The 16,242-nt window shown below is 51.4% G+C and carries 11 protein-coding genes; 4 read left to right on the plus strand and 7 right to left on the minus strand.

The window, feature by feature from the left end; translation table 11 throughout:
- Positions 1-278: 278 nt before the first annotated feature.
- Entirely contained in the window at positions 279-1,691 is a 1,413-nt protein-coding gene (locus tag KOR42_RS24045; protein WP_146512382.1) for an aldehyde dehydrogenase family protein, read from the minus strand.
- A gap of 368 nt (positions 1,692-2,059) precedes the next feature.
- Between KOR42_RS24045 and KOR42_RS24050 the strand changes: the two genes are divergently transcribed.
- Positions 2,060-3,862, plus strand: coding sequence for a hypothetical protein (locus KOR42_RS24050; protein ID WP_146512383.1), 1,803 nt, complete (start codon positions 2,060-2,062; stop codon positions 3,860-3,862).
- 105 nt (positions 3,863-3,967) lie between these two features.
- On the opposite strand, the gene KOR42_RS24055 is transcribed toward KOR42_RS24050, so the two are convergent.
- The 5 genes from KOR42_RS24055 to KOR42_RS24075 form a co-directional block, all read right to left on the minus strand.
- Positions 3,968-5,449 carry a sulfatase family protein gene (locus KOR42_RS24055; protein WP_197441533.1) on the minus strand — a complete coding sequence of 494 codons (1,482 nt, stop codon included), beginning with the start codon at positions 5,447-5,449 and terminating at the stop codon, positions 3,968-3,970.
- A 201-nt stretch (positions 5,450-5,650) separates the two neighbouring features.
- Positions 5,651-6,430 carry a class I SAM-dependent DNA methyltransferase gene (locus KOR42_RS24060; RefSeq protein ID WP_146512384.1) on the minus strand — a complete coding sequence of 260 codons (780 nt, stop codon included), beginning with the start codon at positions 6,428-6,430 and terminating at the stop codon, positions 5,651-5,653.
- Between the two features lie 431 nt (positions 6,431-6,861).
- Complete coding sequence (locus tag KOR42_RS24065) at positions 6,862-7,968, minus strand: fatty acid desaturase (protein ID WP_146512385.1); 1,107 nt, start codon at positions 7,966-7,968, stop codon at positions 6,862-6,864.
- Positions 7,969-8,367: 399 nt separating this feature from the next.
- Entirely contained in the window at positions 8,368-9,855 is a 1,488-nt protein-coding gene (locus KOR42_RS24070; RefSeq protein WP_146512386.1) for a sulfatase family protein, read from the minus strand.
- Positions 9,852-10,478, minus strand: a complete 627-nt coding sequence (locus tag KOR42_RS24075; protein ID WP_146512387.1) for a DMT family transporter — start codon at positions 10,476-10,478, stop codon at positions 9,852-9,854. The genes KOR42_RS24070 and KOR42_RS24075 overlap by 4 nt, the downstream gene beginning before the upstream one ends.
- A gap of 485 nt (positions 10,479-10,963) precedes the next feature.
- Between KOR42_RS24075 and KOR42_RS24080 the strand changes: the two genes are divergently transcribed.
- The 3 genes from KOR42_RS24080 (at position 10,964) to mdoH (ending at position 15,045) form a co-directional block, all read left to right on the plus strand.
- Positions 10,964-12,553: a glucan biosynthesis protein gene (locus KOR42_RS24080; RefSeq protein ID WP_146512388.1), complete on the plus strand. Its 1,590-nt coding sequence runs from the start codon at positions 10,964-10,966 to the stop codon at positions 12,551-12,553.
- A gap of 123 nt (positions 12,554-12,676) precedes the next feature.
- Complete coding sequence (locus tag KOR42_RS24085; RefSeq protein WP_146512389.1) at positions 12,677-12,871, plus strand: hypothetical protein; 195 nt, start codon at positions 12,677-12,679, stop codon at positions 12,869-12,871.
- Between the two features lie 182 nt (positions 12,872-13,053).
- On the plus strand, positions 13,054-15,045 hold the full coding sequence (gene mdoH, locus KOR42_RS24090) for a glucans biosynthesis glucosyltransferase MdoH (RefSeq protein ID WP_197441534.1): 1,992 nt from the start codon (positions 13,054-13,056) through the stop codon (positions 15,043-15,045).
- 63 nt (positions 15,046-15,108) lie between these two features.
- Here the strand turns inward: mdoH and KOR42_RS27550 are convergent, their stop codons facing one another.
- Complete coding sequence (locus tag KOR42_RS27550; protein ID WP_231741106.1) at positions 15,109-15,366, minus strand: hypothetical protein; 258 nt, start codon at positions 15,364-15,366, stop codon at positions 15,109-15,111.
- Between the last annotated feature and the right edge of the window lie 876 nt (positions 15,367-16,242).

Here is a 16,242-nt window from a genome sequence, read left to right on the forward strand (position 1 = left end):
GAATCATTTCGATCATCTCCCACTGAAGGTCAGTCAGGTCACTTGGGTACGCTTTTCGAATCGCCTCGGACACCGTGCACTCCTTTGCGTTGATGAACCGCAAAGTGTGAACAAAACCAGACTTTCACAAAACCTCAGTTTCCGGATAGCCTCTAAGCTGTCTTCATCGTCCAGAATTTACTGAACAATCTGGGCTCATCATCAAACTTTGGATGTGAAAAAACGGGGAGCACGCACCACGCGTGCTCCCCGTTTAAGTTTTAATCTTCGTAATGCACTTAAGAGTGAATCACAACGGTTTTCGATTCGGTCATTTCTTCGATCGCGTACTTGGGGCCTTCTTTACCGAGCCCACTATCTTTCAGTCCGCCATAAGGCATTAAGTCCGTTCGCCACATCGGGCCCCAGTTAATGTGAATGTTGCCGCTTTGAACTTCTTTGGCGAACCGAACGGCTGAGTCAACATCCTGCGTAAAGATTCCGGCGCTGAGGCCATATCGCGTGTCGTTCGCCATATGAATCGCGTCGTCAATATCCCGGGCACGCGAAACGGCGACTCCCGGGCCGAAGAGTTCGTCGTTGACGATTTTCATGTCCGGTTTGGTTTCGAGGATCAATGCCGGACTGACGAAGGCTCCGTTCCTCTCACCTCCACAAGCCAGTTTTGCACCCTGCGAAACGGCTTCCTGAATCCATGACTCAACGCGAACAGCATCGCTCTCGCGGACCATCGGTCCCATTTGAGTCTCTTCCTGAAGTGGATTCCCAGCGACAATACTTTCGATCTTCGGAATCAGACGCTGCATCAACTCATCGTGCATGCTTTCGTCAACAATGAGGCGTTGTGCGGAGATACAAACTTGTCCGGCGTTCGCATATCCACTCGCGACAACGGCGTTGACGACCTTATCGAGATCAGCGTCGGGAAGAACAATCAACGGGCTGTTCGATCCGAGTTCCATGGTGACTTTTTTAATACCGGCAGCGTGACAGATTTTCTCTCCGACTTCCTGGCTTCCTGTGAAACTGATCTTGCGAACTCTGTTGTCGCTGCAAATTTTGGAACCGATTGTGCTTCCCGATCCCGTAAGCGTCGAGATTCCTCTTTCCGGAAGCCCTGCTTCCAGGAGCAGTTTGACGAACTTCAGTGCGACCAGTGGCGTGTCGCTGGCCGGTTTCAGAATGATGGAGTTGCCGCCAGCGAGAGCTGGGCCGACTTTGTGGGAAACAAGATTGAGCGGGAAGTTGAACGGAGTAATCGCAGCGACAACTCCGCATGGCACTCGGAGTGTGAATCCGAGTTTGCCCGAAACTCCCTCTCCACCGTCAAGAGGAAGCACTTCACCTGTCAGGCGTTTGGCTTCTTCACCACTGAGTTCGATTGTCTGCCGCGCACGGTCGACCTCAGTTCTTGCCTCGTGGATGGTTTTGCCTTCTTCCTGACTGAGCGTCCGCGCGAGGTCTTCACGGTTCTCGACCATCAAATCAGCTGTGCGGCGGAGAATCTCGAATCGTCGATATCCCGACAGCTTCGCCATCTCGCGTGCGCCCTCGACAGCAGCATTCAGAGCAGTTTCGACATCGTCGGCACTCGCTTTGGGAACAGTGTCAATCACTTCTCCGTTTGCGGGATTGATGACTTCGATTCGATCATCGCGATCCTGCCATTGACCGGCGAGATAAAATTCCATGACAAAGTGACTCCGGTTGAACGTTTTGAGGCTGACACGTGCCGGTTGTCTGTTGGCGGTGTCTCGTAAGTGACTTGTCCCTGATCGATCATCAGCATGCACTGCGATTCAGGGATCGTATTGACCCTCCTCATTCTACCAATTCGCAGGCGATCTGTCCGAAACGAATTGCCGACTTCACACGAACTCGCGCAGTTGAGGGAAATCGTTTTACGAGGGGACTCGCCTGTCAGCCAGGCATCAAATTTTTCGAGATTGTTTCAACGATGTGCTGAATGAAGACGTACTCACTTTCATATTTGACGAGTCTCTGTGCTTGTTGAACTGGACACCACGACAACTTCATTCAGAGAACGGAGTGTGGCACGATGGATCCTGAATCAGATGATCAATCCACTCCAGAGGAGACGAACTCAGACCGTGATGATTCGTCAGATGATGTCGATGGTGGCAATTCGCACCAGGAAAGCGGCAGGCAGGAAGTCTCATTTCAGACACGAGTCTGGCGACGAATTTCCTCTGAAAATCCGTTCTATCTTTTGAGTGCTGCTTTGGTGATTCACAGCACCGGACTTTCCATCGTTTCTGCGTCAGAACTCGACCTGAACTTTCTGCTGTCATTGATTTTCGGCTATCTGCTCCTTGTGTCTGGGCTGGCGATTTTTCTCGTGAGGAACTGGAAAGTCTGGGACGATGCGAGGTCGTTGTTTTTGATTCCGATCCTGTTGATGTTTGAGCTTTCACTCGTGTTCGACAGGCCGCTTACGTCGGGGGAAAGTCATGGTTTTGTCGGGCTTCTGGCCGTCGTGTTTGCCTGCATCGTTCTTTCGGAATTCGTCATTCGCTTATCGCAAGTTCGTCTTCCGATGATTTATCGCGGTCCCTTTTATCTCCAACTTTCGTTGTTGTTGTCCTCGGCGTTTCTCCCCTATGTCGTCGGAGAGAATTTTGCCCCTGAGATGGTCCGGTGGGCGATCTTCGGTGTGAGTGTTCTCGCTGGGCTCTCGATGTTTACACTCATCCCGGCGGTCAGAAGTGGTCGAGAGCGGGTTGAAAATTCAGGCTGTCCGTGGATCTGGCCTTACCATCCGTGGTCGTTGTTTGTCGTGGTTTGGGTTTGCTTTGGGCTTCGAATCTATCTGCTGTCGATTTCCTTCGATCCAGCTTGGGAACTGAATGCCAGTCAGGCTTATGAAAATCGACAAACGATGTTTACCGGCCTGATGCTCGTCCCAATGTTGTTGGGAATCTGCTGGCTCGCGATGGAAGCGGCGATTGCCCACAAGAGTCGGTTTTCGAAGTTCCTGGCTTATACACTTCCGTTTGCGTGCATCTTGCTGAGCTCATTCCCTCAGCAGTTGAATCCCGCAGCGGCCAGTTTTGTCCGCGACTTCTCGTCCCGTTTCGGATCGCCCATCATTGTGGCATGCATCGCAAGTATGTTCTTCAGCCTGATTTACTGGGCCAGAGGATTGCGGTTCGGAAGGCGTTGCACGGTCTTTTCGCTCTTGATGCTTGCCTGGATCACTTCGGAGTCACAAATCTCAACGTTGTCCACTGAGATCAGTGCCGTTCCATTTGTTCTCGCGTGCTGCATTCTTACCTTTGAGGGAATTCGTTTGCGAACTTCGCGATTGGTGATCGAAGCATGTTGTTGGGGCATCTTGGCACTTGGCGAAACAAGTGTTCTCACAGGGTGGCCACTTCCTGAAATCGAAATTCAGGTTCACCTGGTCCTGCTCTCCATTCTGTTGACCGGATTGATGATCAGAGACGAACTCATCTACGCTCTGTTTGGCTTCGTGATGTTTTTATTCACGTTCGCGGCAGTGCGAATGGCTCTCTGCAGCTTCTTCGGGGTTTACGACATCCTGTTCGCCAGCTTGTATTTGGCCGGGCTGCTGACCTGTATGATTCTGGTCGAACTTATTGTTAGAAGTCGGGAGCTTCGAGTTGTGACACTCATCGTCGGAGCTTGCTTCTACCTGAGTATCTTCTGGGAAGGTGGAAGATATCTTCAGCAGAATCTCGACTGGAATGGCGTGCAACCCTTCATGCTGGGACTGGTGATGCTGCAGTTGGGTGTTGTCGTCAGCGCTTATAAGTCCGGAAATCTTGCAAAGCTTTTCGGAGGAGAGAACGAACTTGACCAGAGCCGCGAAGTCGTATGACGACTGAACGCGGACGGTCTATGAATAGTTCAACAGCGTCTCAGCGGTTGGCTCGGTGGCGTTGTCATCTCCGAAAACGCCGCCGAACATCCACAGGATTCGCTCCTATTTCTTCAGAATAGAATTGAGCGAATCGGTGATCTTCTTGTTCTCGAAATACGGATCGTCAAAGGCTTCGCCGTATTCTTTCAAAGCTTGGGCCAGTCGTTCCGCGACTCCTTCTGTTCCCGGACGGCGATAGAAATTGAGAAGCTCGTCGGGGTCGTCCACTGCGTCAAAGAGCCACGGGTCATCGTTCACCGAGATGATGAGTTTGTACCGGCTGTCGATGGCTGCGACCCATTGAGGTTTCTGTCCCGCGTTGCGCAGAAAGGTCACTTCGCTTTCACCGGTGTTGCTCGTGCTGGTGTCGGTCAACATTGAAGCGAGATTACGACCGTGATCGTTCGGATTGTCTGCAAGGTTCAAGAGTCCCATGATGGTCGGTGTCAGATCGACTGTTCCGACGGGTTGTTTGTAAACCTGCTTCGCCGCGATTCGATTGGGAAGCCGAAAAATCATCGGGACGCGGGCTGAGCCTTCGTACGGGTTTCCTTTGTTGTGTCGATCATGTTCGTAGCAAAGGTCACCATGGTCACTCGTCAGGACGATCAAGGTGTTGTCGAGTTGGTTCGTTTCTTCGAGTCGATCGAGAATGCGTCCGATGCTGTCGTCGATACACTGAACCATTCCGAAGTATGACGACATCAGAGAGCCGCGGAACGGAGGATGGGCAGCGTTGGGATTTCCCAGCCAAAGTGGGGGAGGAAGTCCAGTGTCGTATGTGCGAGGTGGTTTGAATCGAAGGCTATCGAATCGATGATCGTAAGGAGGACGGACGGTATTGGGGCCGTGAGGATCAGGATAGCTGATGACAGTGAGGAACGGTTTAGAGGCATCCTCATCAGTGATGAAATCTAATGCCCGGTCGGTGAGGAAATCGGTTGAGAAGGTTTCTTCGTCCGCTCCGTCGAGATTGTAAATTGGTTGACCGTTCCTGCGGGCTCCCACTTGGGGTTCACCGTCTTCGATCACGAATTTCTTCCAGTGTCCCCGATTAAACATGAACTTCTTGTGTTCAAATCCACCATCGACCTTCGGTGCCCATTCCGGTTTTCCCTTGCCCCCGAGATGCCATTTCCCGATGAATGAAGTTCGGTAACCGGCTTCGTTGAGGCGATCCGCCAGAGTGGGAATTGACCGATCAAGAACAAGATCGTTGGCGGGAACGCCTGTCGCATGCGGATAGCGACCGGTGATCATCGCTGCCCGGCACGGAGAACAAACCGGAGACGTCGCATAGGCACGCGTGCAGATCACTCCGTCGTTCGCGATTCGATCCATATGGGGAGTTGGAACAACTGCATCTTCGCCCCACATTTCCGCTTGCCAGCGTGGCATCAGTTCCCGATAGCAACCGAGCGTACGAAAGTTGTGTTCATCGGTAATGATCAGCAGGACATTGGGACGATCGTTGCCGAAGCTGCGGGAGCAGACAAGACTGAGCAAGACTGCCGATAGAATGATGTTGCGGATCGTCAATTTCATTGCATGCCTGATCAGTTGAGGACGTACTTCGAACTGGGTGCGTCAATCGTCACTCTCGACTCGTCGCGGCGAGTTCGCACAATCAAACAGTACACAACCGATTCGAACTGTCCAAGCGAGTGCTCAGACCATCGCACGGTACTCCATCAAAAAAGCCCTGTGCGTGGGGCACAGGGCTTGGTTTCATTCAGCGACGTCGCGTTAACCTTCGATTTCATGAGAGATCAGGAAGTCGTTGGGAATTTCGAATTTCTTCTGGGCGACGAGCGCGAAGTAATAAAGCGGAACACCTTCCATCGAGAGTCGGTGGCGGTATTTTTCGAGATGATGGAGGTTGAGATACTTCGAGAAGATCAACTGGCGGATCAATCGTGAAAAGCCGGAGTTGTCTTCGTGATCAAGAAATGACTCTTTGATGTTGAACGCGACCCATCCCCCGGGGCGGACAAGTTGCAATGCTTGGAAGAAAGCTCCGTATGGAATGTCGCCGAATCCAAGTGCGGCGACTGAGGTGAGGCAATTGATCGACCAGTCATCGAGGTCACGAAGTTGCTCTTCGTTGAGATCTGTGAAATCGGCAACATAGTATTCGTCGTAGACATCGGGTCGATCCCGGTAAGCTGCCTGTTTGGCTTGCGGGATAATGTCGGCTCCGACCAGTCGCGCGACGCCGTATCGCTTCAAAACCTCTCCCATGATTCCGTTGCCAGCACCGAGGTCGAGAACTCGGAGCTCTGTGAGATTCTCGCCGATCTCCCCCATTGCATCATTCAGAATCTTTCCGACTCGTTCCGGAGACGAACATTTGAGACGCTCATAGAAAATCTGTTCGTAGAGACCCGGCCGCAAGTAGATTTCATCGTAGTCGTGGAAGCGAATCTTCTTTTCCTGACCATCTTCAGTGAGTAAGAACGTGACTTCATCCTGCCCGAGATGGTGTGATTGTTGAGGAGGAAATTGAATCTGATATCGTTTTTGCATGGAATTGTTGGGTTTAAAAACTCCTGAAGTCTGTCACGGAATGAGAATTCACCAACTCGTGGATACTGCCCCAAAAACCGATGGAGAGAATCGCTGAAAGAGTCAGGAATGCGAGAGCGAAACTCTCACGAAGCGTGCCGAATTTCTCTTTGCAAAAGCATCACGCTCTTGCTGGTGCACTTAATGAATCAGTCCGAAATGGTTTTTCCCTGTTGATTGCTCGCGCGAACCCACGATGACCATTTCGAAGAATGCACTCACGGAATCGACAATAGGCCCATTGTGGCGGTAGAGGGGGAAATGTCAAATGCCTCTTTCCGAGATCGAATGCTTCACCTCTGATATGTGCGAAGCGTTAAGTGCGTGAGAAGATCCCACAAGCTGTTCATCTCAAGTGAACAGTTTCGGCCGGTGATTCACTGTTCGGTGATTCACAGCTGCGATTGGTTCGATTCGTTTGCTGAAACCAATTCCCTTCGAGAAGGTTCCGAGTGGGAAGTGCGTTCCGGGGAGGTGTAGTTCCCGCGAAAGTCTTGCCACCGTTTTGCCTGATAGTCGTACAGCTTGCAGCGTCTGACCAAATCCAGATGCGCCCAGGGAGTCCATCGAAACACAATAATCTTCCCCGCGTCACTTTCTTCCAGAACCTGTTGTGCTTCTCTCAGATGATAGAGAGGAATTGAAGGACGCGCGTGATGGGCGTTGTGCTCCATGATCCAGTGGAAGAATCGATTGATCGGACCCGGAAAGATGACATGCACAGCCGATTCCGCTTGCGACGATCGTTGCTTCCATTCAGATTGATCGTTGTACCAGACGAGTTCAGGATGCGTGTGATGCAAGTAGATCACCAGCGACATCATCGTATTCCACACAGCAAACGGAATCACCGCCCCGAACAGCAATGCGTTCCAAACGGATTGCGATTCCTGAAACCAATTCATCTGAGCGCCGATGATCAAGAAAGACAGATAGGTGAGTCCGCAGATGGCAACAAAGGTGATGTCGAGCAGATAAACGGTTTTGTATGTTCCTCGCACTTCTTTCCGCGACGGAAACATGATCTTCTTGATCCAGAACTCAATGAAGTAGTAGAAGAAAATTCCGGCCCAGCTTCGATAAAGGCGATAAAGCAGACGTTGATGCTTCGAGAGCGATTGATATTCCGCAGTGGTTAGCGGAGTCCAAACGTAATCACGCGGGCTGAGGTTGGTCCAACGGTGATGCGTGTGGTTGTGTACCAGAATCCACAAGCTGAAGGGGTGCAGTGCCGGAAGTGTCGACAACCTTCCCAAAACGTTATTCAACCATCGATGAGGCGTCAGAGATTGATGACCGGCATCGTGCCCCACGACGAAGAGAAGCGAGATCATCAGACCCGCACCCATTGAAAAAATCAGTTGCCAGATGGGGTGGGAAGCTGTGAGGGCGCAGGCGAGTGCAGCCACCAGCAGCACTGCATCCAGCAGAAAATACGCAATTCCGCCCAATGCGGATCTCTGGCTGAATGCAACAGTTTCTTTGTGTGTGAACGGCATCGTTTCGAACGGTCAGTTGAACACGCTGTTCGTGCTCACAGTCAGCTTATTGATGGGCGGGAGGAAACAATGATACCACAGGATTGGACTGTCAGTTTACGAAACTGCTGACTTAGAACAATCCGAGAGTCCGCTTTCCGGCGAAACAAGGTGACTCCTCGCTGTTCAACGTCGCATTCTTTGGACAATTGTTGAAACCGAACACCCACTGGTGAACGGGAATTTCCTTGCTGAGCGCCAACCAAGTCCAACGTTGAAAATTGTCGGATCAACCGGGATTGATCAAAGTGCGGACATTGCGGAGTTCGATCTTCCAGTAATGCGTTGTCCAAGAGGATAGCCAGTCAGACTCGCCAACGTGCCGGTCATTTCTGTCGGAATCCCCTGCTCGACTCGTATTTAATCGCGGGTCGAATGTGAATCTTCTTTGCGGAAAATGTCGAACTCGGGTGCTGGGCAGCGGCCCCTGGCGTGATCATAGACGAGTTGAAGCGAAGCTCTGCTTTCGGGGATCAAGCCTTGATCTTCCGATGACTCGCGCCAGTCTCTCAAAAAACTTCGATGAGTTTCCAAGATCGTTCGATAATCGGGATCTGCTGCAAGGTCATGGATCTGATCCGGATCAGCGATCACATCGTAGAGTTCTTCGGCGGGACGATTTGCGGCCTCGTGATAGCTTGCTTGAAGAGGCGTGATTTCACCACTTTCAAAGAGTGTTCTCAAATTCACGATCGTGGAAAAGCGGTCCCGATATTGTGACTGATACAGCGGACGGTCGTTCAACTCATTGGCGATGTAGCGGAATCGATCCGTGCGGACGGATCGAATTCTGTCGACAGCGATCCCGCATCGGTCTCTCGCTGAGATAACGAATTGTCGAGGTAGTTGACTGGAGGAAAACAGATCGTGCCCTTCCATGAACTTCGGGATGCCGATTCCTGCCAGGGCGAGAGTTGTCGTCGAAATATCAATCCCACTGACAAGATCCATCCGGACCGCGGGTTGGGAGGAAGCGAGCGCAAAGCGTTCGGGGATCCGGACAATCAGTGGAACTTTCGTTCCCTCTTCGTAAAGAAACTGCTTCGATCGGGGAAGCGGCGATCCATGGTCGGTGAAAAACAAGACGATCGTCGACTCCCAGAGTTCATACTTCTTCAGCGCTTCAATGATCGTGCCGACTTGTTCATCGGTGTAAGCGATTTGTTCGTAGTGACGTGCAATCGCATTTCGAAAGACTTGGTTGTCGGGATATTGAGGCGGGACAGTGACGTCTTCTTCCAAGACTCGACTTGGAGAAGGAAACTTACTTCCGGTTTCGCCTCCCAACTTTCCGCCAGCGAGTTGAATCTGTCCGAAGAATCGCTGGTCCCGCAGTTGAGCAAGCCACGTGAGGTCACTTGCAGGCAAATGGCTTTTAAAACCGGGACGTTCAAACTCGGGCGAATACATCTTCTCGCGCGGCCGACTAAAATTGTAGTCGTCTTTGGCTTCGTTAAATGTGATGTACCCAGCTTCACGAAAGAGTTCCGGAATGGTCATCACGTCTTCCGGAAGCGGTTGTTTGATCATCGTTCGGTGTTGATGAAGTCCCAGCGTCGTCTGCATCGTCCCGGTGATGAGAGCGGAACGTGTCGTTGAGCAGACAGGTGACGGCATGAACGCATTCTTGAACAGAATGCCAGATGATGCGAGGCGATCGATGTTGGGAGTCTGTGCGAGAGAGTCCCCGTTGCATCCGAGCCAGTCGCTCATGTCGTCGACATAGATCCATAAAATATTTGGACGCTCATTGGCGAGAGCCTGAGCATTCACGGTTTCATTGAGAACAAAAATCGCAAAAAAAAGTGCAGCAATGATTACAACGAAATAAGTCGGCAATCGCATCATTCCGAGTCCTTCACGGCAGGTGATTCCACAGCTTGAAGAAGTTCTTTGAGTGGCCGTTTTTCTGGTTTGTAGGAGAGCGCCAACATCCAGAATGTTCGGGCAATGAAAAGTCCGACGACGCCCACGAAGAGAGAAATGAGCCAGGATTCCGAAAGCGTCTTTCGACTGGCAAGTGGAGCATAAACTGCAAGGAATATCAGGACCAGGCCAAGCAGACTGACAAAGGCAAACATCACTTGAATTCCTCGACTCCCGTAGATCGCCATCGCATTCGGATTCGCTTGGGACACTTCCTGCTGAATCTTCTGGATGAGTTTCCGATACTCAGGGAGATGGTCTGAAGCCTTCTGGCGATACTTCTTCGATCCCATTCCGAGATAGCTCGTCGAAAGAATTTCGATGGACCTTCCGCGCCGAGGAACGAGTCGACAGGATTTGATCGTAAATGGTCGTCCGCTTTTCGTTTCTGCTTCACCGGAATCGACATGTTGAATCGTTTTTATCTTGCTGAAGTCGAGAAAGCGTTGCGGTCGTCCATTGTGCTTCGAAAGCTGTACGCCGGTGTCAGTCAGCTCAACAAGACTGCCAGCTGTGAATAAGTGCTTTCGAAACCGGTAGTTCATAGTGTTCGCTTCGATGATGATCTCGCATTTCGTCGACGACAGGTCAGCTTTCACTGAAACGACTTCAAGTGAGATAACAGATATTGAACAAGATTGAAATGTGTTGCGGCAACAGACACTCCCCGATGTAACACAATCGTTCAGCACTGAGCTTTTCTGCTCTGCGAGATTCGATTTCCTCGCCAGACACCATTCTTACAACTCGATTGAGATATCCACGCGAGTTGAAATGTTGCTTTAGAGCGCACTTTGGCTGTTTTCGGGGCACTCAACAATCGACTCCGATCAGCATTTTCACGCCTTTTTCGTCGGAAACGAAATCGAATTGAACAATTTCCGGGTGAAATGTGCGTAGACGTCGCAACTTACGAAGGTGAAGTCTGATCGATCAATTGGCACAGTTCGTGCGACAGTTTCTGATCCATATCAAAACGTCAAGTCTTCGAGTTCATCGAAACCGTTTTCCAATCAGGAAGTTCACCCAAATGCGAACGTGTTACAGCGTTGCGGCGCTCATTATGTTGATTTCAAGTGACCTTTACGCAGGTTCGGCAATCTGGGGGCAAGAGCCATTGAGGGCAGGTTGCATTTGCAGTTTCTCTGACCTTGATCGGTACGCGAGAGCGTTGTCGCTCCAGAAGGCACCCTCGCCTCCCGATCTTCCGGAGGCAATCTCCAATTTGTCGTACGACGACTATCGGATGATCGCCTTTCGGCCCGAGAGAGCGATCTGGTGGAACCAGTCCAAGCCATTCTGGTTTGAGTTATTCCATCGCGGATTCGTCCATCGCAACCGGGTCAGCGTGAGTGTCATTCACAATCAATCCGAATCAGAATCGCCGAGTGAACAACCTGTTCCATTCGATCCTTCGCTTTTCGAATATCGAGGTCCCCTGGCTGATCGGAGCGTTCCTGTCGAGACGGGATTCGCTGGTGTAAAAATCGTCGGTCAGTTTCCGAAAGCGGATGATGGCCAGGAGATGCTCACCTTTCTCGGAGCGTCATATTTCCGAGGCCGGACAGCGAATACCGTTTATGGATCGTCGTCGCGTGGGCTGGCTCTCGATGCTGGGACCGACAAGGCTGAGGAGTTTCCCGCGTTTACAGACCTCTGGATTGTTGAACCCGATCAGGATGAGAAAACACTCACAGTGCTCGCACTGATGAATAGTGAGTCAGTCGTCGGAGCGTATCAGTTCGAACTTCAACCGGGGACGACGAATACCATCGTCGACGTCAAAGCCCGATTGTATTTTCGCAACACCGATTGCAAGATTGGGATTGCTCCGCTGACGAGCATGTGGATGTGGGGCGACGCAATCGAACCGCCTCCGCTCGACAAGCGGCCTTCAGTGCATGATGCCGACGGATTGATGATCGATGCCGGCGACGACGGGACAATCTGGCGTTCGCTGTGTCGTCAGAGCTATCCATCTCTGTCGAGATTCGAAGTGGCAGAACTTCACGGGTTTGGCCTGATTCAACGCGAACGCCGCTACAGCCGCTATCTCGACGACGAGGCACAATATCACCGGCGACCAGATATCTGGATTCAGCCGAAGAGTCCATGGATCAACGGAACTGTTGAATTGCTGGAGCTCCCTGCTCCGCATGAGGGGCACGACAACATTGCAGCCTTCTGGGTCCCGGGAGATCAAATCAACATCGGTGAACCCGTGGATCTCGATTATGAAGTTCACTTCCGTTCTACAAAGCGGAAGGAGGACGGTTTTCTGGCACGTGTTGTGCGACACTCTTTAACACGGAATGAAGATGGAACAATCGACGTTCAATTACATTTTCGTGGAACAGCGATTGCACAACTTTCTGACGAGACTCCTGTCTTGCTCGATCTTCTGACCGTTCGCGGGGAAGTGCTTAAGCAAGAGAGTATTAAAACGAAATCAGGGTGGAGGGTTGACCTAAAAATTTCGCCGATCGACGTCGATGACCCAGTCGAAGTTCAGCTCACGCTTCGGGATTCGAATCGTCGACTCTCCGAGACTTGGTCGGGACTGTGCTCGCATCGAGTTCCGAAATATCAGTTTCCTCAGGTGTACACGCGAATCGATTGAATGGATTCGATAAGTGTTCTGACTTTCAAACATTGGCGACTGAATTACAGATCTTCCGCCACTGACGCCTCGCAAAGTCAATGAGCTTTTCGTTTCGAAATGATCACAACAAGGAGTTCGGTCATGAGTGGTTACAAAACGAGCAGAAAATTTCCAGAGAATACTCCCCGTGTCATTGCTGAACGTCGGGCCGTCCCGCCCGAAGTGCCGTTGCAACTGGGGAGTCCAATGCCGCTGGAGTCAGTCCGAATGTTCTCTACGGATTTCTGGGCGGGTGTTCTCACAACGCTCACTGTCTCTGGGTTGTGGCGCGGGTAAAAACTCTTCAACACGACGCTCATTCATTGCGTCAAGGCTGCATGAACTCATGTGAGTTTGTGCGTCCCAGTCAAGTCGTCTCGTTACAGGCTTTCGAAAATTACGTTTTCCCGGACGACGCTATCGGACGGGTCGGGGATCTCATCGTCAAAACGCGGTGTGGACATTTAATTGGTGACAAGATGGTCAATGTAAGTCAAACACTTCCAACCAGACCACACTGGAGGACCCAGGCTGTTCGAATCCTCCTGGCAGTCTTGTCGATTATTTCGACATCCTGGCTGACGCTGGAATATCTTACTTTTGCCTTTCAAGGAGACTTAAACGTTTTTGAAACGATCAGCGTTGGGCTTTTTACCGTCCTCAGTCTGTGGATTAGTTTTTCATTCTGGGTGGCGTCAGTTGGTTTTCTCGTTCTGGTTGCTCAGAGGTTCGCCAGATCTTCCCAACGAGCCAGTGAGGGTCTCGAATCTCATTCGTTGTTAAGCACACGTAACGCGATTTTACTTCCGGTCTATAATGAATCACCAGCGATGGTGTTTGCGTCGATTCGAGCGATGGTTGAGAGTCTCGAAAGAACTGGCCAACACGCGACTTTTGACTTCTTTGTGTTAAGCGATACACAAAAGTCAGAGATCTGGCTTCAGGAGGAACGCGTGTGGGCAGAAACGGTGAAACTGATTCCCGATGGAATGTCGCTCTTCTATCGCCGTCGCTTTAAGAACGTTGCACGCAAGGCCGGTAATCTTGCGGAGTTTTGTCGTCGCTGGGGAGGAGGCTACGAGCACATGATCGTGCTTGATGCAGACAGCGTCATGGAGGGCGAGACATTGGTGGAAATGACCCGCAGGATGGAGGCGGACCCACACATGGGGATTTTGCAAGTTCCACCAAGACCGGTGCAGCGCACCAGTCTTTTCGCGAGGCTGCAGCAGTTTGCCGCAGCTGTCTATGGAGCGGTCTTCTTAAAAGGGTATGAGACCTGGACACAGTCCGAGGGGAACTACTTCGGGCATAATGCAATTATCCGAATTGCAGCGTTCTCGGAGCACTGCATGTTGCCGGTTTTGCCCGGAAAGGCTCCGCTTGGAGGAGAGATTCTCAGCCACGATTTCGTCGAAGCTGGTCTTATGCTTAAGGCGGGATCTAAAGTCGAAACTGCTGATCTTGGTGGAAGCTACGAGGAGTGTCCGACGACGGTCGACGATTACGCCATTCGAGATCAGCGGTGGTGCCAGGGGAACCTGCAACATGCACGTTTACTGATGTGCTCTGGGTTTGAGCGTCCGACGCGAATGCACTTTGCAACCGGCGTGTTTTCTTATCTCTCTGCCGGGTTGTGGATGCTGTTCATGTTTACGAGTGCCATGGGCGTGTATTTCGACTCAACCTCCGCCGGAGCTGCGGAGAGCGTGGCACATCTGTTCGTGATAATGTTCGCGATGCTTCTTGCCCCGAAACTCTGGAGCTTCATTTGGAACTTGCTCGAGCCTGATCGGTTGAAATCTTTGGGCGGCCTTGGACGTCTTTTCGCCAGCACGGTTCTTGAAGTTGTGATCTCAATTTTAATCGCACCGATTCTGGCGATCTATCATACCTCGTTTGTCGCTTATGCAGTCCTCGGGAAGTCTGTGCAATGGAGCTGCCAGTCGCGTGACGATCGGGATGTCTCGTTGAAAGACTGCGCAAAACGATATTGGCCGCATACCGCTCTGGGAATAGTGCTCACGGTGTTGAGCTTCTCCGCATCATCAACTTTCGGACTCTGGATGCTGCCATTCACAGCCGGATTGATGTTATCGATTCCGTTGATTGCTGCTTTGGGAAGTGCTCATCTCGGAGTTGAAGCACAAGACCGGGGATTGTTCCTGATTCCGGAAGAGTCCAATCCTCCAGAACTCCTGATTCGTCGACGTCTGTTTTCGACGGAACTCTCGGAAAGCATTCGTCAGCATGATTTCAGCAGCGAACTCTTCACCGATCCCGACTACATCGATCTTCACCTGAAAATCTTGACAGAAACTTGTGGTGAGGCGGAAGCGAACCCGGAAATCGAAGGACTCGACTTCGAGGACTGGCCGTCCTTGAATGAGCAACAACGGCTGGCGATTCTGTCGAATACTGAAGAGATTCGTCGAGCAAGACACAAGTTGAGCATCAGTCAAGGCGTGTGAATCGACGCATCCACTGCTCGTTTCGCGCACGAGGCGATCCAGAATGGGATCCTTCCAACGGCTTCATGCTCTTGTTTCGAGCATTCGATTATTGAACGAAGCGATTCCGAAAATAGCACCCAATCGGGGGGCTGATGGCAGCGACATCAACACTGGAGTGTCTGTCGTCGACACGATCGGCCCCCGGCTGGCCCACGGCTTGGGAGGCTGATCTTCCGTCGAGTCAGAAAGTCGCGATGCTCGAATGCTTGCGATTCGATGAGGGCCAAGCATCACGCCGCGTGCATCTTCCCATTTGCAAGTGGTTTTCACGCTTCCCATCAAATCTGCTTGCGTGGGCGATTCCTGTCTCTAATCGGAGACCAGCTTTTCGAGACTAACGCGTGAGGACCGGCCAGCATTGAGAATCGGAACCAATCAATCTCAAAAATTTTGAAATCGTCGCTAGTTACATGGTGGGTGCGACTTACGTGCTCTCGGTGCGGTTCCTGAAAGCAGAAATTCGGCCATTTGTTCCGAGTCGTAAACGGAACGGACTTCGCTGAGCCTGTTGCGAGTCAGGTTCAGATCGGATGACGCGGCAAATTGGAAAACTTCGCCACTCTCCGTGTGCTGGAAGAGGGATTGTGAGTGCACGTAAACCTGACAGTTGGCACGGTTGTGCAGAATTTGAATCTCTTCAAGACCCACTTGCTTCACCGTCTCATGAAGTCGATTCAGGAGCACTTGTGTTTCCCCACCGTATATAGTTGCCTGCGAATGGGATGGCGGCATTCGACCCGGGAGCAACCCAGCGGAAAGCGGGATCAGCAATGGGATTCTCCCCGATAAAGAAGAAGCTGGAGTCGTTCAGCACTACTGATTGTAGAAACACTGCTGCGAACGATGATGGGTGATCGATGAAGTGATCGGCTGTGAGAGTCAGATTGGGAAGTTGAGGTTGTTGTTTGGCGAACTGATTCAGGACAAGAGCAAGTTTGTCGAGCAGCTCTCGATTTGCACGCTTCCGGGAGTATTCGATGTTATAGACTGTGCGGAGGCTTAGAGGCTATCCGGAAACTGAGGTTTTGTGAAAGTCTGGTTTTGTTCACACTTTGCGGTTCATCAACGCAAAGGAGTGCACGGTGTCCGAGGCGATTCGAAAAGCGTACCCAAGTGACCTGACTGACCTTCAGTGGGAGATGATCGAAATGATTC

Origin of the sequence: Thalassoglobus neptunius (genome assembly GCF_007859735.1) — a bacterium.
Classification (GTDB): Bacteria; Planctomycetota; Planctomycetia; order Planctomycetales; family Planctomycetaceae; genus Thalassoglobus; species Thalassoglobus neptunius.